We start from the raw sequence: 24,410 nt of genomic DNA on the forward strand, positions 1-24,410 counted from the left end.
TCGCAAGGACGTGATCCACCGTCGGGCGACGTTGGCGACAACAATGATGGAAATGCTCTCGTCAGGCGAGCGACGCGAGACATCGTTCCGTCTGACCTCGGGCCATGCATGCATCGAAATATTGAGAGTCGACGACGACCGCGGCCTACTGCTTCTTGTCCTGCGCCTTGAATGCACGCTCCGAAAACGGAGTCTTAGAGCGATTCGATGGAGGAATGTATGGATAGCTGACCAGGAATTGGTTTTCATCAATCAGATTGAAAAGGTAGTGCGTCGTTCCGGGCGGAAGCGTCGCTGTCACGCGATTGCCGTCCAGCGTCGCGGGCATTCGATACCACTCCTCGTAACGGTGGCCTCCATTGTCGGTGTAAATCAAGTTTGCTTTGACGACCTTCGCCCCATTTTCCTCGATCGTCGCCCACACACTATCGCCATCACGTCCGTGATCGATCGGTCGGCAAACCTTGTTATCGTTGGGGAGGCCCTTGGGGAGTTTCGAGTTCAGCAAGGGAGGGCTCGCCTTGCTGTCACTCAGTTTCTCCTCGAGTTGTCGATCCAAGGACTGGGCCAGTTCTGGCATTTTTGCCGCTAAGTTATTGGCTTCCTCAATGTCCACGCGTTGATTGTCCGCGTCATAGAGCTGGTATAGCTCCAATGGAACGTTGCCTTTCAATAAAACATCGTTCCAGTTCCGGATCAGTTTGTAACCGCCGACGCGGATCGTGGACTGCATCGAGGAATGGGGGAAGTGCCAAAACATCGTATCGCGTGCTTCTCCGTTTTGGTCGACGATCCGCGATGCGTCCGTTAGATCCGAGTTCAGGAACGGTGACAAGTCCGCACCATCAAACTTAACTCCGTCGGGGGTTCGTGTTTTCGTCCAGGCCAAGATCGTTGGATAGAAATCCAACCCATTCGCCATCGCTTCCGTTTCGACTCCTTCGGCAATGCCGGGGCCACGGATCAGTAAAGGAACACGAACGCCGCCCTCCTTCGCGTTGATCTTGCCTTTGTCGAGCGGATAGTTGTCGGTAATCACTTCTCCCGGATGCCGCTCCATTCCGCCGTTGTCGGATGTGAAAATCACGTACGTGTTTTCGCTCAGCATGTGACCCGGCCAACGCGGATCCTCCGTGTTATCCAGGTAGTGGAAGATCCTGCCGACGTAGTAGTCGAGCATCTCGACCATTGCCCCGTAGAACGGATTCTTCTGCCCTTCGATTTCCCAGTGCCCAGGATCGGTGGGGAACGGAACGTCCATTTTTTCGCAGTACTTCTTCAGCAATCGTTCGCATCGCGTGTGAATGGGAGCGTGAACGAGCCAAGTCGCGTGATAGAGAAAGAATGGTTTCGACTTATTCTCTTCGAGGAACGTGAGGGCATCCGCCGAATTCTGGTGAAACGGAAATCCGTTTTCATCGAGACGATAGGGATCGTTTTCGTCGTTCGTGGCAAAGCCCGACAATCGATTCGGACGTGCTGTCTTCGTGACACCGCGGTCTGCCCTCGTGTAGTCGAATCCTTGGTCGTCGGGTTGCGGAAAGGCATTGTGGTTAATCGCAACATGCCACTTGCCCGCGTGTCCCGTCGTGTACCCGTTTTCCTTTAACGCTTCGGCAATCGTCACGTCGCTCAGTGGCATTCGACCGCTGTACCATGGCGAGATCAGTGCCGAGTTGGCGTTGTACGCCGACGGTGGTGCTCCACCGACGACGTGCGTTTTCTGTGCTCGTGCGGGATGTTTTCCTGACAGGATCGCGGCCCGCGACGGGGCGCACGTGGGTGCCGGTGAATACGCTTGCCAGAACTTGACTCCCTGGCCGGCGAAGCGATCGAGGTTGGGAGTCTCGTAAGGACATGGCTCATCAATGTCGTAGCACCCCACATCCTGCCAGCCGAGGTCGTCAGCCAAGATCAGCACCACATTCGGTTTGTCAGGCCGGTCGTCCGCTAACACATCGGCAGCACCGATTGCCGTCGACACTGTCAAACAAAACAGAAGTACTCGCAGGGGAATCGTCTGGCACACGGGAACTGTCCTATCAAGAGTCAAGAATGGTCGGGTTGCAGATGTCGGAACGCTCGAAGTTTTGAACGTTCCTTTACGATTCACTTCTGTGGATGATCACGCAGTGACGAAAAAGTCATTGCGTTTGGTTTGGGGGGCAACGTCTCTTTCCATTCTGAAATCTTCTTAAGCAATTGCGAAACAATCTCTGGATGAGATTCCTTGAGATCGTTTTGCTCATAGGCATCGTCCACAATGTCATACAGTTCGACGTGCGACGCATCATGGTTGGTCAGGAGTTTCCAGTTTTGATCCACGACGCAAAAGGCGACCCAGTGATGCGGGTTGCCTTGCGTGGGTGTCCCCTTGTTTGCCATCTTCCAGAACAGGGGTTGGGCTCGACCCGTTTTGGTTTCTCCGAGTAATCCGTTCAATTGGCTGATCCCATCGGGGGCGTAGCCTTCGGGCAGTTTCGCGCCGGCGACTTCGCAGAGCGTCGGCAACAAGTCGACTGCGGAAATCATCAGTTGATCCTCCACTTTTCCGGCGGCGATTTTTCCCGGCCATCGCGCCAGAAACGGCACGTTAATGCCACCCTCAAAGAGTGACGCCTTATAGCCTTTGCGGCCCGACGTGATTCCCTTGGACGCAGCGATGCCGTAGCCCGCTCCTGTCGCAGTGTCGTACATCAACTCCAATTCCTGGGCCGATTTTGCGCGAGCGGGGCCGTTATCGGAGCTAAAAATGACAAGTGTGTTGTCGGTCAAATTCAACCGATCCAGCGTGTCGAGAACTTCTCCGATGCGTTCGTCCGCGTGTGCGAGCACGGCCGCGTAGATTTCATCCGCCTCGTCCAAGCCGCTGTCGCGATAGGCCCAGCGGTATTTCGGAATCACGTGAAACGGTGTGTGTGGTTCGTGAACCCACAAGTTAACGAAGAAGGGTTTGCCTGAATCGACGCTGCTCTCGATGAAATCGATTGCGTTGTCGGCGTCTTCGTGTACGGGCATTTGTTCCCCCGAGCAATTGAACGCACCATAACGGTCATAGCCGTATTCGCCGGGTGACGGGGAGTCCGGAATCATGTCATTGGAAAGGTGCCATTTCCCAAAATGGGCAGTCGCATATCCTGCGGATTGCAAGAGTCTCGGCATCGTCACCGCGTCGGTGTCGAGCCAGTCGGGCATGTTGCGTTTCGCGTTACTGGGGACCCAAGCAAAGTGCCCATCGATGTTGAAACGTGCCGGGAAATGCCCCGTCATCACGGCCGTACGGCTCGGTGAGCACACGCCACTGGCAACCGTGAAACGATGGAAGTCCGTGCCCTCGCGAGCCAACCGGTCGATGTTCGGCGTCTTTACATAGGGATGATCGTGACAGCTAAGGTCACCCCACCCCCAATCGTCCGCAAAGATGAAGAGAATGTTGGGTTTCGTTGTCGCTGCATCGTCGGCAGACACGATGCAGGCATTTTGCCACGCGAACGCGAAACAAATGAGCAACGTGATCAACACCGGGCGTGACATTCGTTTTCTCATGGGTGAACCTTTTTTGTTCTCGTTGTCTTTGTTCGAGCAGAATGATCTCGGGGATTCGTATTTCGACGATCAAAATCGTGCTGCCGTTCTGCGATGAGCGGCGATCTTTGCTTGCCGACACGAACGCAGACCAGTGAAAGCTCCTGTTGTGTGTCTCGCTGTGGTTTCAAGTGGTCTCAAACTATGCGGGACGTTGACATTGCTTATCGGCGCTAGGGGGAAGGTGGGGTGTGGGGGAGGATGGCACGGCGTAAGGAACTTCCTTCTCGAGTTGCCGTCGCGGCAATCAACACCGCATGGCGACGACAAGGAGGCGTGTGAAAGCGAGGCATGTGAATGCAGTCCACTTGAAAACCATTCTCAATCGGCAAGAAGCCGCATTCGATGACGTTTTCCGCCACTGCGATGCGTATTTGCGTCACCGGTGTGTGGGTTCAGGGGGCATTGTAGTGGAGGCGTTGTGGGTCAGGTGACCGTTAAGCGAGGGTGGTGGATGTTGGTATGATGATTCGCGACAGCGGTGGCCTGTGTCGGGAAAAGATTTTTCGCCGAGCCGATTCCTGTAAACCAAAGTCGATACACTCCATTAAAATGATCGTTGCGTATTGACTGCCGAGTGAATGCGGACGGTCGCTCGCGACGGCAGAGACCGTGATGAAATCGGTGCTCTGAGTAAAACGGCATTGTATCGTGCGAGTCGATTTTGCCCGTGCGGGCAGAAGTGCAATGGGATGTCAGAGCACCGTTTCCGATCACACGCGTCCGATTCCCTACACCAACCCCTTGATGAATCATGCTCATGATTACGCGAATCGTCACACTGCTTTTGATCCTGTCGACCTCGATTGTCGCGGCGGATCAACGTCCCAATATCGTGATCATCATGGCCGATGATCTCGGATACGGTGATGTCACTTGTTACGGGGCGACGAAGATTCAAACGCCCAATATTGATGCGTTAGCAGCCGAAGGCATCATGTTCACCGACGCGCACGCGGCCGCATCGGTATGCTCGCCATCGCGATACGGTTTGATGACAGGCCGCTCCCCGTGGCGTCTGCATCGGAAGGGAAATGGCTACAAACTCGAGCCCGGCCGCATGACGCTCGCATCGTTGGTGAGGCAACACGGATACCAGTCGGCAGCCGTTGGCAAGTGGCATCTCGGATACGGGGGGAACTGGGAGGCGCCGTTAAGCCCCGGGCCGCTCGAAGCCGGCTTCGATTATCACTTTGGTGTTCCCACCAATCACAATGACAAGTACCGAGCCTTCGTCGAAAATCATGACTTCGTCGGCCTCGAACCCGGCCAGAAACTCGAGGTTGTCAAAGGTCAAGTGTTTCCGTCGGGCTTAGCGGAACCTCGCGTCGAAGACCAAGTCGACACGCGGCTCACTGCCGAAGCGATCAAGTTTATTCGAAAGAATGCCGAGAATCCGTTCTTCCTTTATTTCACACCATGTGCGCCACACACTCACGTGACACCGGCGGCCAAGTTTCGTGGAACGAGCCAAGCGGGCATGCTCGGTGATTACATCCAGGAGCTTGATTCTCATGTTGGTGAGATCGTCGACACGCTCGATGAACTCGGGATCGCCGACAACACACTGCTGGTCTTTACCAGCGACAACGGCAACAGCCCGAAGGATTTCAAGGGCACTCAAAACACCGTTTTGAACTTGGCCGATGATTCGCACAACATCCGTGAAAAATTCAAAACGGCAAAACTCGACGCGCGAGCGCTGGGGCACTACACCAATGGTCCCTGGCATGACGGAAAAGGCTCGCCTTACGAAGGCGGGCATCGCGTCCCGTTCATTGTCCGCTGGCCGGGAAAGGTCACTCCCGATTCGATGTCGACGCAGTTGCTCATCCTGACGGACATGATGGCGACCATGGCAGAGATTCTTGACTCCCCACTGCCCGATGCCGCGGGGGAGGATTCCTTCAGCATCGTACCTGTGTTGCTGGGTACGGAACCGAAGACACCGCTGCGCGAGGTCGCGTTCGTTCAAGGTGACACGAAAGACAATGCGATCGCGATCCGGTCTGACGATTGGAAATTGATCGAATCGCACGATAAGGGAACCAAGTCCCACGAACTGTTCGACTTGTCCGAGGATCGAGCCGAATCGAAGAACCTCGCCAACAGCAATCCTGAAGTGATTGAGCGATTATCGGCGGCGCTGGCGAAGGCACGCGCGGACGGGCGGACACGACCGACTCAATAACATGTCGGCCGCGAGTCCGCAGTAGGGCGTTTAGAGAATCCGCTAGAATCGAGGTCGCTACCGTCATCGGACGGTATACCACGTCTTGGCAAACGTAGTGATCTCAAGAGAATCACGCTATTTGCAGAAACACGCAGGAGTCCGTAATTTCCACGGCGCGTGTTCGATGTGTCGTCGCTTTGTATCGCCCCTATGCAATGTCAACGCGCGTGATGGTCACCCGGTCCCGCGGGCGAAACGCGGATGGACTGAGACTTCTCCAACCGTAGGATTCCCTTCGACCTAAGGGCGTTCGATCCACGGGTTTTCGGACTTGCTAATTCGAACATTCTCTTTCAAGAAATCGACGATGCCTGGGATCACGGTAGACTCATCGTTGATGAGTGCCGGCCCGCTCAGGTTGGTTGCTGGCAGAAGCATCGAGAACCCCGAAGCGGCTCCGCGGTTGAGTTTCTTCTTCACCGTTTCAAGTCGGCTGCCCATTCGTTCGGACTCCTTGCCCTGCGAGCTCGCTTTGCCGGCCACGATCATGGTAGGAAGTCGAACCAGGTTCGCATCCGTCACAGGTGTGTTCATCGAAAGACCGTTTAGGTTTTTCTCAGGTGAGACGTAAACCATTGCCTTCACGTCCTGGCCTTGCTTCATTCGCCCGACGCTCGGAATTTTCCAATCTCGGGCTGCCCAGTAGCCAGCGAGGATTGCCCCTTCTTCGACACCGACCATGCACAACGCGTTAAGATTCAAGCGACCCGCATTGTTTTCTTCTTTCAAAAACTGCTTCGCTTCCTCGATGTCGTAACGCACGATCGCTTCGACGTCGCGGCGTCCCATCGTGCTGAGGTTGAATTCTTTCTCGGCGCCCGAACGGTCGGTGTACTTTTTGCTGTTTCCATGCCCGCGGTATTCGATCACCAGTACCGCAAAGCCTGCTTCTCGCAGCGAGACGCATAATTTCAGATACGGCGCACCTTGCCCTTTCCACTCATGAACGAGGATAACGGGAGCTCCCTCTTTGCCGAGTTTCGAGGGGAAATAGAACGAGTTCAGTTTGATGTTGTCTTTCGTCGTCAGAATTTCCGGCCGTGGCTTCAGCGCGGGATCCTCTTCTTCTTTCGCGCCTTTTTTACCGCGGGCTTGGGCAGCGACAGGAGACGACAGGAGCGAGACCGAGAACGCGGCAACTAGACCGAAAACGATGACGGTGGTTGTGCGGCAAAATCCGAAGCGTTGGCGAGGAATCTGGAGGTTAATTGGGCGACGTTGAGGCATCGTGATCCGTAGCGTGGGGAAATGGGGGGCGGCGACGAGGTTCGAACGAGAATAGCCCCTCATTCTAACTGAAATCGATAGTTGTTGCAGGCAATCGGTCCGGGTCGCACACTCGATCAAAATCGCACACTTGTCGACTGGACAAACGGTACGGATGTGCGACCACGCACTGTAATGTCAGTGCGTCAAACTGTCTCGACCGGCGACGGGCTTCGATTGCCCCCTAGGGTGGCGCATCAAGGTCGGCGTACGCCCCCACGCTGCCACGCCCTTATGGCGGCACCGAGATTGCAACAGTGCGCCGGGGAAAAGTGAACGCTATCTAGCTTCAGTACTGCTATTCCAATTCATCTGATGGAGCCGATTGAAACAATGTCTACCACCCTGCCGAACGCCCCCGTCGTATCGTCGCAGAAAGATCTGCAATCAAACGATCTTCCAACATCCAACCAAAACGAGGGCGACGCTTGGCGGCAATTTCGACCTGGGAATTGGGAGAACGAAATCGATGTTCGCGACTTTGTCCAAGCCAACTATACACCCTACGAAGGAAACGACCGCTTCCTCGCCGAGCCGACTCAACGCACTCGGCAACTTTGGGACGATTTGAAAGTCCTGCTCGAACAAGAACGCCAAGCGGGCGGTGTTCTTGATGCCGACACCGAAATCGTCGGAAAACTGACCTCGCACGGTCCCGGATACATTAACAAAGACCTCGAACAGATCGTCGGCGTTCAAACCGACGCACCTCTCAAACGGGCAATGCTCCCGTACGGCGGAGTGCGAATCGCACAAAAAGCACTGCTCGCACACGGCCGCGAAATGGACGCGGCGACGGCAGACATCTTTGCCAAACATCGCAAAACACATAACGATGGCGTGTTTGATTGCTACACATCAGACATTCGCAAGGCACGAAGTGCCGGGATCGTCACCGGATTGCCCGACGGTTATGGTCGCGGGCGAATTATCGGCGACTATCGTCGTGTCGCCCTCTACGGCGTCGATCGACTGATCGAGGACAAAAAACAACAGTTCCATTCGATCGAGGATTTCTCGTTCAGCGAATCATGGGTGCGTGAACGCGAAGAGTTGCAAGACCAAGTCCGAGCGTTAGCGGACCTGAAGAAAATGGCAGCCGTATACGGGATGGACATTTCCAAACCCGCCTCGAACGCCCGCGAAGCGGTCCAGTGGACTTACTTCGGTTACCTCGGTGCGATCAAAGAGCAGAACGGCGCCGCGATGTCGTTCGGACGCACCAGCAATTTCTTCGACATTTACTTCGAACGAGACATTGCTGAAGGAACGCTAACCGAAGAAGAGGCCCAAGAGATCATTGATCACTTGGTCATGAAAATGCGGATCGTTCGCTTCATTCGAACCCCCGACTACGACGAACTGTTTTCGGGCGACCCGACTTGGGTAACCGAGAGCATCGGAGGTGTCGGCGAAGATGGTCGACCCTTGGTGACGAAGACCAGTTTCCGAATGCTGCACACGTTGGTCAATCTCGGCACGGCTCCGGAACCCAACCTCACCGTCCTTTGGAGTGATAATCTCCCCGAGGCCTTCAAGGACTATTGTGCCAAAGTTTCGATCTCGACCAGTTCGATTCAGTACGAAAACGACGATTTGATGCGACCCTATTGGGGCGATGATTACGGAATCGCGTGCTGTGTTTCGGCGATGCGAATCGGCAAACAGATGCAGTTCTTCGGTGCCCGTGCCAACCTCGCCAAGGCGATGCTGTACGCGATCAATGGCGGTCGTGACGAAAAGAGCGGCGAACAGATCGCTCCTGAGACCGAACCGATCCGAAGCGAGTATTTGGATCTCTGGGAACTCGATGCGAAGTTTGACACGGTATTGGATTGGTTGGCCGAAACGTATGTGAAGGCACTCAATATTATCCACTACATGCACGACAAGTACTCGCCCGAGCATCTGATGTTCGCGTTGCACGATCGCGAAATCTATCGCACGATGGCAACCGGAGTCGCCGGATTGTCAGTTGCAGCGGACTCCTTGTCGGCGGTTAAAAACGCACGCGTTCGAATCATTCGAAACGACGAAGGGTTGGCCGTCGATTACGAAGTCGAAGGTGACTATCCCGCGTATGGCAACAACGATGACAAAGTCGATTCGATTGCTTCGGAATTGATGGAACGTTTCATGGAAAAGGTTCGCCGACAACCGATGTACCGCGGCGCGGTGCCGACACAATCCGTGCTGACGATCACGTCCAACGTTGTCTACGGCAAGAAGACTGGCAGTACGCCAGACGGTCGAAAAGCCGGTGAACCGTTCGCCCCTGGAGCGAACCCGATGAGCGGCCGTGACAAGAAGGGTGCGATCGCGGCAATGGCCTCTGTCGCCAAAATGCCTTACGAACACGCTCAAGACGGTATCTCCTATACGTTCTCGATCGTTCCCGACGCGCTCGGCAAAGACGCCCAAATGCGACAAGACAACCTTGTCGGTTTGTTAGATGGATATTTTGCTGAATCAGGGCACCATATTAACGTCAACGTGTTCGACCAAGACACGCTTGTTGACGCCATGGATCATCCTGAAAAGTACCCGCAACTAACGGTCCGGGTATCGGGCTATGCGGTGAACTTCATCAAGTTGACTCGAGAACAACAGCTCGATGTGATCAATCGAACGTTCCATAGTACGATCTAGTGTTGTTTTTAAGCTAAGCTTAAAAGGGTCTTAGAACCGGATGACTCGCGTTTTGCCGCTGAAGTAACTAGCGGTACGACGCGAGCCGTCCGGTCTCGCCTTGAAATTACTTGCGGGCGTGGTGGCCCGCCTTTACTTTGCTCATCACACACTAGTTCGAATTAATGGAAGATCGGATACATTCCCTCGCTCACCACGATTGCGATTCTGGGGCATCGTTGCAACACAGTTGCTCGCTTGACCCATCAATCGCGTGTGAACGCGAACGCCCCCAGGAAGTGGTCGCAGCGGAAAAGGCGTCCGACTCGTCGACGTCCCAAAACGGTTATATTCACTCCATCGAAACATGCGGTACTGTTGACGGCCCTGGCCTGCGGTATGTGATGTTCTTGAGCGGATGTCCGCTGCGTTGCCTGTACTGCCACAATCCGGATGCACAGGGCAAACCGCACGGTGAGATAAGAACATCGGAATCGGTGATTAAAGAAGTCCTGCGATACCGCAACTTCATTCGCCGTGGCGGTATCACAATCAGCGGTGGCGAACCGATGATGCAGAATGAATTCGTGCATGATGTGTTCCGCCGAGCCAAAGCCGAAGGCATTCATACCGCCTTGGATACTTCAGGATTTTTGGGGCACCGAGCGTCAGATGCAATGCTCGAAAGCGTCGATCTGGTATTGCTGGATATAAAGGGGTCGGATCCCAAAACTTATCGCGAAACCACGGGCGTCGCTCTTCAGCCGACTCTCGACTTTGCACGGCGGCTCAGCGATCTTGGTAAATCGATGTGGATTCGATTCGTGCTGGTACCCGGATTGACCGATGATGAAACCAACGTGCGGGGCGTCGCCAAGTTCGTCGCGGGACTGAAATCCGTCGAACGCGTTGAAGTTCTGCCGTTCCACAAATTGGGCGAATCGAAATACGAACAACTCGGGATGCGATATCAACTTGGTGACACACCCGCGCCGACGTCAGGACAAGTTGCCCGCTGCAGAGAGATTTTCTCTACTGAAGGGGTGACGACTCATTAGGTTAATTCGCTGCTCTTTTGCTTCGTGGCGAGGGAGATATCCGCGTCTTGTGTATGAGCCGTTTAGAATGTTTTTGAGACATTGGGCCAATGGATTCGTTGGCGGAAGATTTTGATGAGTTGCGCGGCTTTAATGTATAGGCTTCGGCGTGGGGATTATGGATTGACGCAAGTGTTCTTTAGCCTCACTATTTTCTACATCAACAGACCGCGAGAATGAGTGCGCATCGGTGACGAGCGTGCGGGCTATCGACGTTACCACATTTTAAAATACCGGACGGCCCGTGCCCGATGCCCCCCGTTTGAAAGCCACGCAAGTGGTTTGCAAGCGGTAAGGTGCGGGTCGTTCGTGTTCTCCACCGTAAGGTCACCTGATTGGTCGCAAATCCGATTTGTTCCCGTGAGTGGTGATTGCCCCCGCGCAGCGTGTGATCGGATGGGGCAATAACGCAGGTCTATTCGTTGTGTACCGAGAGTCGGTCCCTTGCTAGACTTCTCGCCCGAATGCTTCGGTCGGCTACGGGTTTGAGACCGTATTGGACTGCATCGGTCGCGACGCTTTGTCGTTTCGGACGCTCGGCATGGAAGCATCGAATTCGTATCGCGTAATTTGCCGTAATGGCATGCCGACAGCACCCTGTGAAACGCTCATGACGCCGCCACTCCAACGATGCCTTCGCTGTTACCGACCGCACCGGATGTGCTTTTGTGACGCCATCGTACCGGTTCGCAATCAAACCTCGGTTCTGATTCTGCAGCATCGTCGCGAACGGTTTCATCCTTTTAACACCGCGAGGATTGTTCACGAATCGTTAGAACGTTGCGATTTAATGGTGGCGTACAACGCTGAACTCGCTGATCAATTTCAGCAGGCTGCGTTGCCTGAAAACACGGGCCTTTTGTATCCCGGTGCCGACGCAAGACTATTGAGCGATCTGCCTCCCTCGGATCGTCCCGAACATTTGGTCATTTTAGATGGCACCTGGCATCAAGCGAAAACGCTGTTTCGTGATATACCGCGATTGCAAACTCTTCCGCAGTATTGTCTAGCACCATCTTCGCCGGGACGATACCGAATCCGTCGCGAACCCAACGAACATGCATTGTCGACCCTCGAGGCAACGGTGTCGGCGTTGATGGCGTTGGAGCCAGAGAACAGTGAGTTGCCACTCTTGATTGATGCCTTTGACCGAATGATCGGTGATCAACTCGGGCGTCATGCCCCGACCGTCGACGAGCCGCCCAAAACGAATTGGCGAAGAAACGAGAAACGCAGACGCGGATCCGCGAATGTGCCTCGTGTTCTCGGCGGTGATCTGAATCGAGTCGTGGTGGCATATGGAGAAAGGGACAACCATCGGCCTACACCGATTTACTGGACCGCAGTTCGGTTGGGCACCGGAGAGCGATTCGAGTGTGCGATTGAGTCGGATTCTTATGACGAATCGCAGTTCATGGATCACCTGCAACTCGATCAACAGGTTATCGAACGAGCGATCAGATTGGACGAATTTCGTAACGCTTGGCGAGCGTTCCTCGAGCCTGGCGATCATATCGCGATGCGTCATCATGGGACCGCCCGCTTACTTGCCGAGGCCGACGCTGAGTTCGCGCCGACGGTTATCTTGAAGGCGGTCAACGCGCCGGGGGCCCGGATGGACGATCGAGACAAGCCGATCCCGCCGGGCCGATCACGGGCGTCGGTGCGATTGCAAGCCGCAGTCGATTTTGTCCGTCAACTCAATTCGCTGTCTCAGATCGTTGACCCGCAATCCGTAGCACCTGTTTGAAATGCGATAGCGGGAAAAAGTGGTCACCCACCATCATTTGCATTCTGAAATCGGCAGTGGTGTGCGATTGCCAGTTCTGCATTTGCGCGGGCGTGATGCGAGTGTCATCCGTGCCCGCGAGAGCCGTGATCGGAATGTCGATCACCTCGTCTATGGATGCTTGGTAGGACTCCAGCAGCGTTAGATCCCGGCGAACGGTGGGCAGGAACATACGCATCGCCTCTTCGTTCTCGCGGAGTGCTTTGGGCACGCCGCCGTAGCGAAGGTCCAGCTGCTCGGCGAATTCCCGGTCGCTCAAATGAACGATTGAGTCGCATCTTGAAATCCGATCCGGCGACGACATCGCCATCACGACCAACCCGCTCGCTTGGCGGCGCTTCGCCACGCAGTACGCCAGCAGTGCGCCGAAACTGTGGCCGACCAAAATGGGCGGTTGTTCGTTCACGGGGAGTTCGGCAACCAAGGCGTCCACCAATTCGTCGAGCGTCTCCGACATCGGATCGGCGAAACGTGCCTCTCGACCAGGAAGAGTTGCGACAAAGAGATTCGTGTGCGGTGGAGTCTGGCGGGCGGCACGGATCAGGGGGGAACATCCGCCGCCGGCATGCGGAAACCAGATGATGTTCTCAGTCGAGGCGATTCGCTCGCCGACGCGACGATACCACTTCGAAGGTTTGTCGGAGGTCATAAACAGATTTAAAATTCAGGTCTGCGACGGGCGGAAGAGGGCGTGACGATGGGCAGGAAATCGCGTTGCGAAACGCACGGGCGGCTGGATGTGGGTGTCAAACGAGGCAAGACGGGAGGGTTACGCATGCCTGGGTTGGGCGTTTGTGTGTGAAAGAATGCAATCGTTCGAAGGATTGGCTTCTCAACCGCCCCGAATGGGTTTTATGCTGTAACACGATCGGCGGCTTCACGCTGCCTGACAGATCGACCGCGATCTTTAGCGAGCTGTTTTCTACTCGATTCACCTCGGATTACCTACCGCCCATGCACCGGAACACAGACTCGGCTGTTCACCCTCTTTCGCACCGACCGTCGTTGGTGCACGTGCTCCGAGAGCGAGCGTCACGGCACCCCGATCGAGCCGCGTTGTCGTTCATCGATGACGACCAAATCGAGACGACGCTCACGTACGCCGGTTTGGAATCGCGTGTCTTTGAAGTGGCAAACCGTATTCTCGCACCGGGATCCGACTCGAATCCACGACCAGAACAATCTCAGGCCGGTGTACGTCCGCAGCCGGGCGACCGAGCGTTGCTGTTGTTCCCACCCGGTCTCGAATTCATTGTCGGGTTGCTCGCGTGTCAGGCCAGCCGCGTGGTGCCGGTTCCGACTTGTTTTCCGAAACCCGGTCGCGCGATGCCGCGGTTAGACGCAGCGGCCAAAGATTGCCTTCCGAGTTTGCTGCTCGCCGATTCGAAAACGATCGACGGTATCGATGCCAAACGTATCAGCGACGCGGTCATGGATCTGCGGTTTGTCGCAACCGATGCCACCGTCGTAGCGAAAAACGCATCGCCTGATCGGACTCAAACGGCCGCCGGGCCGACCCAATTGCTGGCGGAATCGATTGCCAACAACCGTTTGTCGGACCTTGCGTTCTTGCAATACACGAGCGGGTCGACCAGTTCGCCCAAAGGCGTGATGGTGTCGCATGAGAATTTGCTGACGAATTTGGAATCGATCCGTAAGTCGTTCGGGCTGACGGTTTGCAACGACGCGGATGACGATCTCACTCGCGGTGTTTTCTGGCTGCCGCACTACCATGACATGGGACTGATCGGTGGCATTCTCGAGACCATTTTTATTGGCGGCCACACGACGTTAATGTCACCTCGTTCGTTCCTGGCCAAACCGCTGCGTTGGTTGACTGCGATCGCGGATCGAAAGGCAACGGTCAGTGGTGCACCGAATTTTGCGTACGAGCTGTGCATCGATCGCGTTTCACCCGACGAAGCTGCGGAGATCGACTTGCGTTCATGGCAGGTTGCCTTCTGTGGCGCCGAGCCGATTGCGGCGGCAACGCTCGATCGATTTGCCCAGCGTTTCAAGGTCTCGGGTTTTCGTCACGAGTCGTTGTTGCCCTGCTACGGCTTGGCCGAGGCGACTTTGTTGGTGGCGAGCGACCGAGCGGCGACACCGTATCGAAAACTGCGGCTCGACCGAGATGGCTTGCGGGCCGGACGTGTCACTCCTGTTTCTGACGATCACCCACGGAATCTGACTCGCGCTATCGTCGGTTGCGGTCAGCCTGCCGGTGACATGCAAATCGAGATCGTCGACCCGGTGCGGCGAACGCGGGTGAACGAAGGCGAGATTGGCGAAGTTTGGCTTTGTGGGCAATCGATCGCTCGAGGTTATTGGCAGCGTGAAGACGATAACGAGGTGCAGTTTCGTGCTTCGATCAATGACGACGCAGACGCGCGCGAGTTTCTTCGCACCGGTGACTTAGGATTCGTTCACGGTGGTGACCTCTTCATCACCGGACGCTGCAAAGACGTGATCATTTTGCGTGGTCGCAACTATTACCCGCACGACATCGAAGCGACGATCCATCAGGCACTCGGCGAGGACGCGGTACGGTGCGTTGCCGTCGCGACGGATGCCTTTGTCGGCGATGCAATGTCTGTGATCGTTGAGGTGGCACGCCACGTCGACGATGTCAGGCTGCCCGAGATCGTTCGCCGCGTCCGGCGCCGAATCATCGATGAACATGAAGTCGATGCCCGGCAAGTCGTTCTGGCTCGGCCCGGGGCAATCCCGATCACAACGAGTGGTAAGTTAAAACGGTCAGAGTGTCGTCGTTTGCTGCAGTCGGACGAGATCGCGGCTCGATATCAATGGATGCGATCCATCATTACCGACGACAGCGTCGCGACTCAATTGCCGCCGTTGCCCGAACATGTAGATGAGCGAACCATTGGGAGTGCCATCGACCAGATTCAGTCATGGTTGATGGCGTGGTTGGTTGCGCGGTGTGGGGCGATCCCAGGGCACGTTACACCGGAGACTCCGTTTGCCGAACACGGGCTCGATTCCATGGCGGCGGTCGAATTAAGTGGTGAATTGGACGATTGGTTAGGCGTTGAATTGACGCCGATTTTGGCGGCGAATTATCCAACTCCAGCACAACTAGCAGTTTATCTCGCTGAGGAAATGCGAGGAGCCGCAACCAAAGCCGACTCCGGCCTCGTAGGAAATTAGAGTATGCTGATGGTGTTCGTTCAGTCATCTGTCCTTGAATTGCATAACCTGTGCCCGCATCAGACTCCACAGTACTTCGCTACACACAGACGGACCCGGATGTCCGGTTGATGTTACGTGTGCGCGACGGCGACGCGGGAGCATTCGAAGAACTGGTCCGGCGATATCAACCTCGGTTGGTGCGATTGATGCATCATCTCGCACCGCATACCGACCTCGCCGAGGATTTGGCTCAGGAAACGTTTCTTCGCGTGTATCGCGCGCGGGATCGTTATGAACCAGGGGCGAAATTTTCGACGTGGTTGTTCACGATCGCAGGCAACGTGGCTCGAAACGCGAAGCGAACCGTGTCGCGACGGCACGAAGTGAGTGAAGGCGACGCGCCGCGATCGGCCGGTGCCGAACGGGACGGCGACGATGGCCCCACGCTCGCAGCGACCGCGTTGGAAGCCAGTGGATTGATGCCGGTCCGTGTGGCCGAAGGCGATGAACGTGCCCGCTTGGTTCGCGCCGCGGTAGCTTCGCTGGGCGAGCGGCAACGGATGGCGTTGATCTTGTCGCGATTCGAAAACATGAGCTATGTCGAGATCGCCGATGCGATGGACCTGAGCACCAAGGCTGTGAAGTCGTTGTTGAGCCGGGCCCGAGTCAGCCTCAAGCAAACGCTCGAGTCTTACATGGAGAGCGGCACGCTGGAACAGGATTTCCATACGTCGGTCAGTCTTCCGTCGATGTCGAGCATGATTGACAAGTACCGCGGTTCGGACGACGCCTCCGCATCTGATGATCTCAAGGCGTCGCCGGACGAAGGGGGCAGCGACCAATGACTGAGCCCGAAATCATTGATTCCGACGATGAACTGCTGGTCGCGTATCTCGACGGAGAGTTGGCGCGTGAGGAACGCGATGCGGTGGAAAACCGTTTAATCGGTGAAGAGCCGCTTCGGCAACGTTTGCAAGATTTGCAGCGGAGTTGGGACATGCTGGAATGGCTGCCCAATCCGATCCCAGACGAGAAGTCCGTTCAAACGACGCTGCAATTGGTCGTCGCTGACTTGAATCCGACCGGCGATCGATCCTCCCGTAGCAAGAGCAGCGACACGATAGCGTTGAGTCACGACAAGCGTCGAGCATTCGGCGGGTGGTTGCCGCTATTGGTTCCGCTTCTCGTGGCCGCGATCGCGTTCGGCGTGACGCGTTGGCGTCAGATCAAGGACATCCGCAGCCAACTCGCGGACTTCCCGGTCGCGATGGACATGGATGCTTACGCGATCGGTAAAGATGCCGATTTGGTCAACGATTTAATGGCATCGAAATGGTGGCGTGGTGTTGTGGGAGGTTCGGTGACGCCCGCTGTTGACGCGATCATTAGTCCCGCCAAATCGCCTCAATCGCTTTACCCACAATCCGATAACAAAACCCAATTGCCCGACCGTGAAACGTTGGCGTCAGCCCTCGAAGAAGTGCCGACCCAGCAACGGATCGTGGCACTGGCGCGGCTGGATCGGTTCAGTCGTTTGGACGAGTCCGAAAAAGAATTGCTCCGCGAGACCGCCGAACGCGTGAGGAGTTCGGACCAACCGAATAAGCGGCTCCAGACGATGCGGCAGTACGTTCGTTTGCGCGAGCAACTCAGCGACGACGTGATTGCACGAATTGAGAACGAAACGGGCGTCGAACGTCAGCAGGCGATTGATGATGCGATCGAAGAGGCCATTACTCAGATAGGCCGCGTCACGGGACGCAACCTGAGTGAAGATGCGATCGAGAGGATCGACTATACCGTCATCCAGCTGGTCAAAAACCGGATTTCAAGAGCCACCGGCGATGACGGCCGCAATCCGGTCTCGGCTTTGGTTGAGTTCTTCCGCCGAAGAGGTCGTGGTGGGGATTCAAAGAATGCCTATCGCATGTTCGCCATGGCGACCTTGCTGAAGGATTCGAACTGGGTGAGAGGGCAGGGGCGGTCGTTCCGTGGTGGGCCACCGCAGGATTTCGAGGCGATGCCCCCCTTGTCCCAGCGTGAACTCGAGACGATCCAGTCGATGCTGCCATCCGAGGATTTGGAAATGCTTCAGTTGTATGTGAGCGATCCTTGGATGCAGAACATGGTCGTGCGAGATTGGACGGTCGAGGCACTCCGCCGCAAACTACGCGGTGAGGCGAAGCCGCCGTCCCTCACCGAGCAATATGATTCTATGCCGCTCGATCAGCGGGAGGCCCTGGATTTGTCGCCGCCCGACGTGGTCCGCAAAGCACTCATCGAAGGCCTCTAAACGCGTAACTCTGGTTGCCCGCCGGCGGGCCGTTGCTATGTCCCACGCAGCGCTGTTTCCCGCGTGTCCGCCTAACGGTGCCTCAGCCGCACTCGCACGACCGCTTCGGCACCGCTTTCCCCCGCCCACGTCCGCCTGGCGAGATTCCGGCTTCCCTTCAAGGTGACGTTCTTTTTGGTCGAAGACTGTTGGGGCCGGCTTGGTTCGGTTGTTGGCCGTTTGCAATGGCGATTCCTTTTTGCGATCTCCAGCACCGGCCACGCTGGGTTCTAAAATGAGCGAATCACGTCGCTGAATCGTCCATCCCGGGGAATTGGCATTTGGTCTGGCCTCGTTTGTTCCAATTGACGCCGCCGGGGCGAACTCCCCCTGGCGAATCGCAACTCGCGTTGCTATCATTCGCCGCTCTGCATTTTGCAAAATTGAACACCACACCCCTCTTATGACGGAATCCCAATGGGAAACAAAGTCAAGACCCACAAGGGCACCAAGAAGCGGTTTCGCCTCAGCGCGACCGGCAAAGCCATGCACCGCCAAAGCGGAACGAGCCACTTGGCCAAAGGGCTGAGCAAGAAACGGCGTCGTAACCTCCGTGGCACCACGGCAGTGGACACCTGCATGGAACGCACCATTCACGCTGCCCTGAACGGCAACAGCAACTAGATCAGCGGGCCGGGCATGACTCGGCAATTTTTCAACCTCCCTCTTAGGACTCGCCCTGCAACTCGATTGGGCAAAACTTCGGCAATGCTTGCCGGGGCCTGAATCGAGACACTCGGCAATGATTCAAAAACAACCATAAGGAATTCGTCAGATGCGTACACGTAAAGGTGCCGCCCGTAACCAAGCTAAGAAACGTCTGTTCAAACGTGCAAAAGGCTTCCGCGGTGGTCGCGGGTCATTGACCCGATCGGTGAAAGAGACCTTGCTTCGTAGCGGCGCGTACGCGTTCCGCGATCGTCGCGTCCGCAAACGTGAATTCCGTAAGTTGTGGATCATCCGGATCAACGCAGCGGTGAAGTCCCACGGGCTTCGCTACAGCGAGTTCATCTTCGGCCTGAAGAAAGCCAACATCGGGCTCGATCGTAAGTCGCTCTCGGAAATGGCCATCCACGATGCAGCCGGTTTCAAAGACGTCTGCGACGCAGTGAAGGCAGCACTCGCCTCCGAAAACCAGCCTGCTTAAGGCCTGTCTCTCGCGATGTCACTGCAAAATTTTCTCAGCCGCTTGGACCAGCTCCAAAGCGACGCGGAATCCGCATTCTCGGGCGCTTCGAATGCCGAATCGCTCGAGGAAGCTCGCGTCGTTTTTCTGGGGGCCAAAAAGGGACAGTTCAAAGACGTCCAGAAGATGCTCGGTGGCATCGAGCCGACAGATAAACGGGCCGCAGGAATGCGGCTCAACGAAGTCAAGAACGCGATCAATGATGCGTTCAGTGCAGCCAAAGAGGCCCTCGAAGGAGGCGGTGATTCCCAAATCGATCCGACCTTCGACCCGTCTTTGCCTGGCACTCGTCCAACCCTTGGGCACATTCACCCGATCACACAAACGATCGATCACCTCACCGAGATCATGGGGCGGATGGGTTTCGAAGTAGCTGAAGGTCCCGAAGTTGAGGACCCGTGGCACAACTTTGTCGCTCTGAACATCCCCGAGGATCACCCGGCTCGCGACCCACTCGACAATTTCTATCTCGCTGCAGCGGGAGTCAGCAGCGGTGACGCGTTGGCTGAAACCGGCGAAGGCGAATCGCTGCTGCGTAGCCAAACCAGCACGGTGCAGATTCGCGTGATGAAATCGCGTCAACCGCCGATCCGGATCATTTCGCTCGGTCGGGTTTATCGACCCGATGCCCCCGACGCGACGCACTTCCCGATGTTTCATCAAATGGAAGGCCTGCTCGTTGATCGCAACGTCACGATGGCAAACCTGAAAACGGTGCTGCGTGTATTCGCCAACAACTACCTCGGCGACGACGTTGAGATACGCTTTCGTCCATCCTTTTTCCCGTTCACCGAACCGAGCGTCGAAGTCGACTTCTTGTGGAACGGAACGTGGATCGAATTCGGCGGTGCGGGCATGATCGACCCGAACGTTTTCGAAGCCGTCGGATACGATCCGGAAAAGGTCAGCGGGTTTGCGTTCGGCCTGGGCGTCGAAAGACTTTGCATGCGGCGTCATGGTATTACCGATATTCGAGACCTCTACAGCGGCGACCTTCGGTTCCTGGAACAGTTTTAGGATGACGATGGAGGGGACGGGCAACGCGAACTGAATCGGTCGCCCGCTCGCATCGTGCCCCTTCCGCTCGCCCCGCATCGACTGCCACCGACTCTTAACGCCGAATCATTTCTGCCCACAGCCCTCAGTACTCAGCCCCTTCCTGATGCTTGTCACTCTCTCTTGGTTGTCGCGTTACGTCGATATTACGCTAACGCATGATGAACTCGTCGATCGCTTGAGCCTTTCGGGACTCAACCACGAAGGCAGCGAGACGGTTGATGGCGAAGTGGTCATCGACCTCGAAGTCACCAGTAACCGCGGTGACTGCCTCGGGCATATCGGCGTCGCTCGCGAGATCGCAGTCCTGACGGGGCAAAAGCTGAAGCTGCCGACGATCGAGTTCCAAGAATCCTCGAGAAGCGTCAACGATCTGCTCACCGTTCGCAACGAATTCGCTGACGCCTGCCCACGCTATACCGCTCGCGTGATCGAAGGTGTTCGCGTCGGCGATAGCCCTGAGTGGATGCAGAAGGCACTCCAAAGCGTTGGCATCGGTGTCGTCAATAATGTCGTCGATGTGACCAACTATGTAATGATGGAATGCGGGCAACCGCTGCACGCGTTTGATGCCGCCAAGGTTTCTAAGAAAACGATCGTGGTCCGTCCCGGTCGCAAAGACGAGAAATTGCAAGCGATCGACCATCGCGATTACGATTTGACGGCACAGACATGCGTCATCGCTGATGCCGACTCACCGCTCGCGATCGGCGGTGTGATGGGCGGCGCGAGCAGTGAAGTGACTGAGCAAACGACTGACCTCGTCATCGAGGCCGCCGATTTCATTCCGCTGTCGGTTCGGCGAACCGCACGCCGTTTGAAACTGCACAGTCCCTCTTCGTTCCGCTTCGAGCGTCGCGTGGATCCCCGTGGCATCGATTGGGCGAGCCGGCGTGCTTGTCAATTGATCACCGAAATCGCCGGCGGCACTGTCGCGAGTGGAGTCATCGATACGGGCAGTTCAATTGCCGATCGCGAACCCATCGTTCTGCGTTTGTCGCAACTCGCCCGTGTTCTTGGGATCACCATCGACGCAGCAACCGTCGAGCGGATCTTGAAGGGGCTCGGATGTCGTGCTGATTTTGCATCGGTCGAAAAGGAGTCCACAAGCGGTGGCGATTCCTCGACTCTGCAATGCGTGCCTCCGACATGGCGTCATGATTTGACCCGGGAAGCAGACTTGATCGAAGAAGTCGCTCGCATTCACGGATACGACAAGATCCCCGAGGACAGTCCGATCCCGGTCACGCCCAGTAGCAAGCGTCCGTTTGACTCCGCGATGTCTCGACTGCGTGGCGTCATGACGGCGGCCGGTCTGAGCGAGGCGATGACACCGAGCGTCGTGACAGAAAAGATCGATGCGGCTTTGTCGCCGTGGACCGATCGTCCCGCGCTGCAAACCCGAACCGCCATGTTAGAGGGATCACGCCGGCTCCGTCGGTCGTTGATCCCGAGTCTGCTGCAAAGCCGCGCTGCGAACTGGGCATCGGCATCGATCGACGCGGCGTTGTTTGAAATCGCGCACGTGTACCTGCCGCCAGCACCGGACGCGAAGGGCGATGACGCGCTGCCTGCGGAAACCTATCACGTCGGAATGATCATTGGTGAAGATTTCTTCGCGGCCAAGGGAATCATCGAAACACTGCTCGCGAGACTTGGCATCACCGGTCTCCTTCAGGTCGAAACGGTAGAACGCGAAGGTTTCGCGTCAGGCGGCTTGGTCGCACTCAAAGTCGAAGGCCACGACGAAACGCTCGGATACCTCGGTCTGCTCGATGACTCGCTTGTGCGATCGTGGAAGTTGCCCGGCAAAGTGGTCGCCGCTGAACTGTCTGCCGACCTACTCGTCGCGTGGGCGCATCTGGTTCCTCAGCAGCAGCAAATCAGTTCGTTCCCGTCGATCCGTCGTGATCTCAATCTCGTGTTGCCCGAGTCCGTCCGCTGGGATGGTCTGTCGGGCGTCATCCGATCGGCTGCGGACGAACGCCTCACTGATTTGTCTTATCAGGAAACGTATCGCAACGAGAAACAGGACGGACCGGATCGCAAACGCGTCCTGTTCTCGATGGAATTGCAGAGTCTCACCGAAACGATGAGCGGTTCTGATGCCGATTCCATTGTCGAAAGCGTCGTGGCTGCCTGCGAAAAAGAGCTCAGTGCGGTTTTGATGCGTTAGTCGGGCATCGGGTGAATGGGCACCTGCTGAGACCGCCTTTCACGTTAGCGTTTGGACTGATTGAGTGCCAGACGCTCGTCGTGCCGCGAATTAACGCGTTTCGGGGTGTCGCTGGCCTCCTTCACCGAGAACCTCTCGAAATATCCGATGATTGGCGGAACCGAAGGGATGCGTGCGGGTTTAATGCCGAGCCCTGTTCTGTTCCCATTGTTCGGAACGCCACTCTGTAACGCAGCCTCGCTGTTTGGTTGGCCGCCCGTGAGGCAGAGCAGAATCACTATTCTGACCTCCTCTCAAAGCATTCTCATGTTTCGAACACTCACATCAACTTCGTTGGTGTCCGCGATCGTCATTGCAATGTCCTTCTCATTACATGCTGATTGGGCCCGCTTTCGTGGTCCCAACGGAACCGGCATCGCGGAGTCAGATGCTCCAACCGAATTCGGTGCCGACAAGAACATCCAGTGGAAGCTGGAACTTCCTGGTCGCGGCATTTCCAGTCCCATCGTGGTCGGCGACAAGCTCTTCGTCACCTGCTATTCCGGCTACGGAATGGGTAACGGCGAAGGCTCTCTCGAGGATCTCAAGCGACACTTGGTCTGTGTCGATCGCCAATCGGGCAAAACAATTTGGACGAAAACGGTGAATGCCAAAATGCCCGAAGACGAGTTCCGCCCACCAGGCGTGACGACACACGGGTACGCGAGTAACACACCGGTCAGTGATGGCACGCACGTCTACGCGTTCTTTGGAAAGTCGGGCGTGTATGCGTATGACCTCGACGGAAACGAACTCTGGAGCAAAAGCGTTGGCGCCGAACGCAGTGGTAAGGGCTTCGGCTCCGCTGCCAGTCCCATCGTGTTCGAAGATAGCTTGATTGTGAACGCGGCGGATGAATCACGTTCGCTCGTGTGGCTCGACAAAAATACGGGGGAAGAGAAGTTCCGCATGCAAGACGACGGTCTCGGCGAGTGCTGGACAACGCCAATCGTCGTTGGCGATGGCGACTCCTCTTATGTCGTCATCTCCGTCATCGGGGAGGTGTGGGGTTTCAACACGAGTACCGGGAAGCTCGATTGGTATGCCGACGGGGTCAATTCGCGTAACGCGCAAGTCAGCGCGGTTCTGGGTGATGACAACATCGTCTACGCAACCGGGGAAGAGGGCGTCGCGATCCGGGCTGGTGGCGAAGGCGACGTATCGGACGCCAACACCGTTTGGGAGGGCCGAGTGCGGCCACGCTACGCGACTCCGGTGGTTGTCGACGGCTATCTGTACTCGGTCAGCGGTTCCGTGTTCGAATGCCTTGATGCCAAAACTGGCGAACGAGTGTTTCAGGAACGGCTCCCCGGTGCACCTGCTGGTGAAGACAGTGGGCCGCCCGCAGGTGACGCACGCGGCCAGCGCGGCGGAGGCCGAGGTGCCGGCGGATTTGGCGGGCGCGGTGGCGATGAGGGGGGAGCCAGAGAAGGCGGGGCGCGAGAAGGCGGCCCACGGGCGGGCGGATTTAGTGGTGGACCTGGGGGCGGCGGATTCCGCGGTGGCGCGGGAGGCGGCGGACGCGGAGGACGACGTGGTGGTGGCGGAGGCGGTGGAGACTACGCTTCCCCAGTGGTTGCCAATGGCAAGATATACATCATGACCAACGCAGGGATGGTGCATGTTGTCGAAGCCAAACCTGAATTTAAGGTTCTGGCATCCAACGACATGACGTTCGATAAGAGCGGTTTCGGTGCCACGCCCGCAATCAGCGACGGGAATTTGTTCCTGCGATCCAACAACACGCTTTACTGCATCGGCAAAACCGAAGCCGAGTGAGCGGATCGATCCGTCACACCGCCCGACGGCGGCGACTCAATCTGAGCCAGTCATCCACTCGGGGCAATTGCTCTGAGTCTGTTGGTTTTGT

The 24,410-nt window shown here is 56.5% G+C and carries 16 protein-coding genes; 12 read left to right on the forward strand and 4 right to left on the reverse strand.

Annotated features, from left to right (window positions below):
• Positions 1–145: 145 nt before the first annotated feature.
• Both FHS27_RS28760 and FHS27_RS28765 read right to left on the reverse strand, forming a co-directional pair.
• A complete protein-coding gene (locus FHS27_RS28760) occupies positions 146–1,984 on the reverse strand; it encodes a sulfatase (protein WP_315854744.1) in 1,839 nt (612 codons plus the stop codon).
• Between the two features lie 125 nt (positions 1,985–2,109).
• Positions 2,110–3,546, reverse strand: coding sequence for a sulfatase family protein (locus tag FHS27_RS28765; protein WP_246421207.1), 1,437 nt, complete (start codon positions 3,544–3,546; stop codon positions 2,110–2,112).
• 799 nt (positions 3,547–4,345) lie between these two features.
• Between FHS27_RS28765 and FHS27_RS28770 the strand changes: the two genes are divergently transcribed.
• The gene (locus tag FHS27_RS28770; RefSeq protein WP_246421209.1) at positions 4,346–5,776 is read left to right on the forward strand and encodes a sulfatase family protein; all 1,431 of its coding nucleotides are present in this window, start codon (positions 4,346–4,348) and stop codon (positions 5,774–5,776) included.
• A gap of 282 nt (positions 5,777–6,058) precedes the next feature.
• On the opposite strand, the gene FHS27_RS28775 is transcribed toward FHS27_RS28770, so the two are convergent.
• Positions 6,059–7,045, reverse strand: a complete 987-nt coding sequence (locus tag FHS27_RS28775) for an alpha/beta hydrolase (RefSeq protein ID WP_184309546.1) — start codon at positions 7,043–7,045, stop codon at positions 6,059–6,061.
• A 372-nt stretch (positions 7,046–7,417) separates the two neighbouring features.
• Here FHS27_RS28775 and pflB point away from each other — a divergent pair, with 372 nt between their 5' ends.
• The 3 genes from pflB (at position 7,418) to FHS27_RS28790 (ending at position 12,559) form a co-directional block, all read left to right on the forward strand.
• A complete protein-coding gene (gene pflB / locus FHS27_RS28780; RefSeq protein WP_184309548.1) occupies positions 7,418–9,733 on the forward strand; it encodes a formate C-acetyltransferase in 2,316 nt (771 codons plus the stop codon).
• A 164-nt stretch (positions 9,734–9,897) separates the two neighbouring features.
• Entirely contained in the window at positions 9,898–10,770 is an 873-nt protein-coding gene (pflA, locus tag FHS27_RS28785) for a pyruvate formate-lyase-activating protein (RefSeq protein ID WP_184309550.1), read from the forward strand.
• A 649-nt stretch (positions 10,771–11,419) separates the two neighbouring features.
• Positions 11,420–12,559, forward strand: a complete 1,140-nt coding sequence (locus tag FHS27_RS28790) for a tRNA-uridine aminocarboxypropyltransferase (protein ID WP_246421212.1) — start codon at positions 11,420–11,422, stop codon at positions 12,557–12,559.
• Here the strand turns inward: FHS27_RS28790 and FHS27_RS28795 are convergent.
• Positions 12,510–13,247, reverse strand: a complete 738-nt coding sequence (locus FHS27_RS28795; protein WP_184309552.1) for a thioesterase II family protein — start codon at positions 13,245–13,247, stop codon at positions 12,510–12,512. The two genes, FHS27_RS28790 and FHS27_RS28795, sit on opposite strands and share 50 nt — an antisense overlap.
• A gap of 305 nt (positions 13,248–13,552) precedes the next feature.
• Here FHS27_RS28795 and FHS27_RS28800 point away from each other — a divergent pair, with 305 nt between their 5' ends.
• The 8 genes from FHS27_RS28800 to FHS27_RS28835 all read left to right on the forward strand — a co-directional run bounded on the left by FHS27_RS28800 (position 13,553) and on the right by FHS27_RS28835 (position 24,319).
• Positions 13,553–15,769, forward strand: coding sequence for an AMP-binding protein (locus FHS27_RS28800; protein WP_246421214.1), 2,217 nt, complete (start codon positions 13,553–13,555; stop codon positions 15,767–15,769).
• Positions 15,770–15,819: 50 nt separating this feature from the next.
• On the forward strand, positions 15,820–16,596 hold the full coding sequence (locus tag FHS27_RS28805) for a sigma-70 family RNA polymerase sigma factor (protein WP_315854745.1): 777 nt from the start codon (positions 15,820–15,822) through the stop codon (positions 16,594–16,596).
• A complete protein-coding gene (locus FHS27_RS28810; protein WP_184309556.1) occupies positions 16,593–18,044 on the forward strand; it encodes an anti-sigma factor family protein in 1,452 nt (483 codons plus the stop codon). The genes FHS27_RS28805 and FHS27_RS28810 overlap by 4 nt, the downstream gene beginning before the upstream one ends.
• 456 nt (positions 18,045–18,500) lie before the next feature.
• Positions 18,501–18,707 carry a 50S ribosomal protein L35 gene (rpmI, locus tag FHS27_RS28815; protein WP_009093486.1) on the forward strand — a complete coding sequence of 69 codons (207 nt, stop codon included), beginning with the start codon at positions 18,501–18,503 and terminating at the stop codon, positions 18,705–18,707.
• A gap of 151 nt (positions 18,708–18,858) precedes the next feature.
• Positions 18,859–19,230, forward strand: coding sequence for a 50S ribosomal protein L20 (gene rplT / locus FHS27_RS28820; RefSeq protein ID WP_044250416.1), 372 nt, complete (start codon positions 18,859–18,861; stop codon positions 19,228–19,230).
• Between the two features lie 15 nt (positions 19,231–19,245).
• A complete protein-coding gene (gene pheS, locus FHS27_RS28825) occupies positions 19,246–20,286 on the forward strand; it encodes a phenylalanine--tRNA ligase subunit alpha (protein WP_184309558.1) in 1,041 nt (346 codons plus the stop codon).
• Positions 20,287–20,431: 145 nt separating this feature from the next.
• Positions 20,432–22,501, forward strand: a complete 2,070-nt coding sequence (pheT, locus tag FHS27_RS28830; RefSeq protein WP_184309560.1) for a phenylalanine--tRNA ligase subunit beta — start codon at positions 20,432–20,434, stop codon at positions 22,499–22,501.
• 306 nt (positions 22,502–22,807) lie between these two features.
• A complete protein-coding gene (locus FHS27_RS28835; RefSeq protein WP_184309562.1) occupies positions 22,808–24,319 on the forward strand; it encodes an outer membrane protein assembly factor BamB family protein in 1,512 nt (503 codons plus the stop codon).
• Positions 24,320–24,410 lie beyond the last annotated feature (91 nt).

The organism is Aporhodopirellula rubra, assembly GCF_014192335.1.
Classification (GTDB): Bacteria; Planctomycetota; Planctomycetia; order Pirellulales; family Pirellulaceae; genus Rhodopirellula; species Rhodopirellula rubra.

Excerpts from the sequence above, each read along its gene's own strand:
- pflB (WP_184309548.1), top strand. The coding sequence starts at position 7,418 with ATGTCTACCACCCTGCCGAACGCCCCCGTCGTATCGTCGCAGAAAGAT.
- FHS27_RS28775 (WP_184309546.1), bottom strand. The coding sequence starts at position 7,045 with ATGCCTCAACGTCGCCCAATTAACCTCCAGATTCCTCGCCAACGCTTC.
- FHS27_RS28835 (WP_184309562.1), top strand. The coding sequence starts at position 22,808 with ATGTTTCGAACACTCACATCAACTTCGTTGGTGTCCGCGATCGTCATT.
- pflA (WP_184309550.1), top strand. The coding sequence starts at position 9,898 with ATGGAAGATCGGATACATTCCCTCGCTCACCACGATTGCGATTCTGGG.
- FHS27_RS28770 (WP_246421209.1), top strand. The coding sequence starts at position 4,346 with ATGATTACGCGAATCGTCACACTGCTTTTGATCCTGTCGACCTCGATT.
- rplT (WP_044250416.1), top strand. The coding sequence starts at position 18,859 with ATGCGTACACGTAAAGGTGCCGCCCGTAACCAAGCTAAGAAACGTCTG.
- FHS27_RS28765 (WP_246421207.1), bottom strand. The coding sequence starts at position 3,546 with ATGAGAAAACGAATGTCACGCCCGGTGTTGATCACGTTGCTCATTTGT.
- rpmI (WP_009093486.1), top strand. The coding sequence starts at position 18,501 with ATGGGAAACAAAGTCAAGACCCACAAGGGCACCAAGAAGCGGTTTCGC.
- FHS27_RS28795 (WP_184309552.1), bottom strand. The coding sequence starts at position 13,247 with ATGACCTCCGACAAACCTTCGAAGTGGTATCGTCGCGTCGGCGAGCGA.
- FHS27_RS28810 (WP_184309556.1), top strand. The coding sequence starts at position 16,593 with ATGACTGAGCCCGAAATCATTGATTCCGACGATGAACTGCTGGTCGCG.
- pheS (WP_184309558.1), top strand. The coding sequence starts at position 19,246 with ATGTCACTGCAAAATTTTCTCAGCCGCTTGGACCAGCTCCAAAGCGAC.
- pheT (WP_184309560.1), top strand. The coding sequence starts at position 20,432 with ATGCTTGTCACTCTCTCTTGGTTGTCGCGTTACGTCGATATTACGCTA.
- FHS27_RS28790 (WP_246421212.1), top strand. The coding sequence starts at position 11,420 with ATGACGCCGCCACTCCAACGATGCCTTCGCTGTTACCGACCGCACCGG.
- FHS27_RS28800 (WP_246421214.1), top strand. The coding sequence starts at position 13,553 with ATGCACCGGAACACAGACTCGGCTGTTCACCCTCTTTCGCACCGACCG.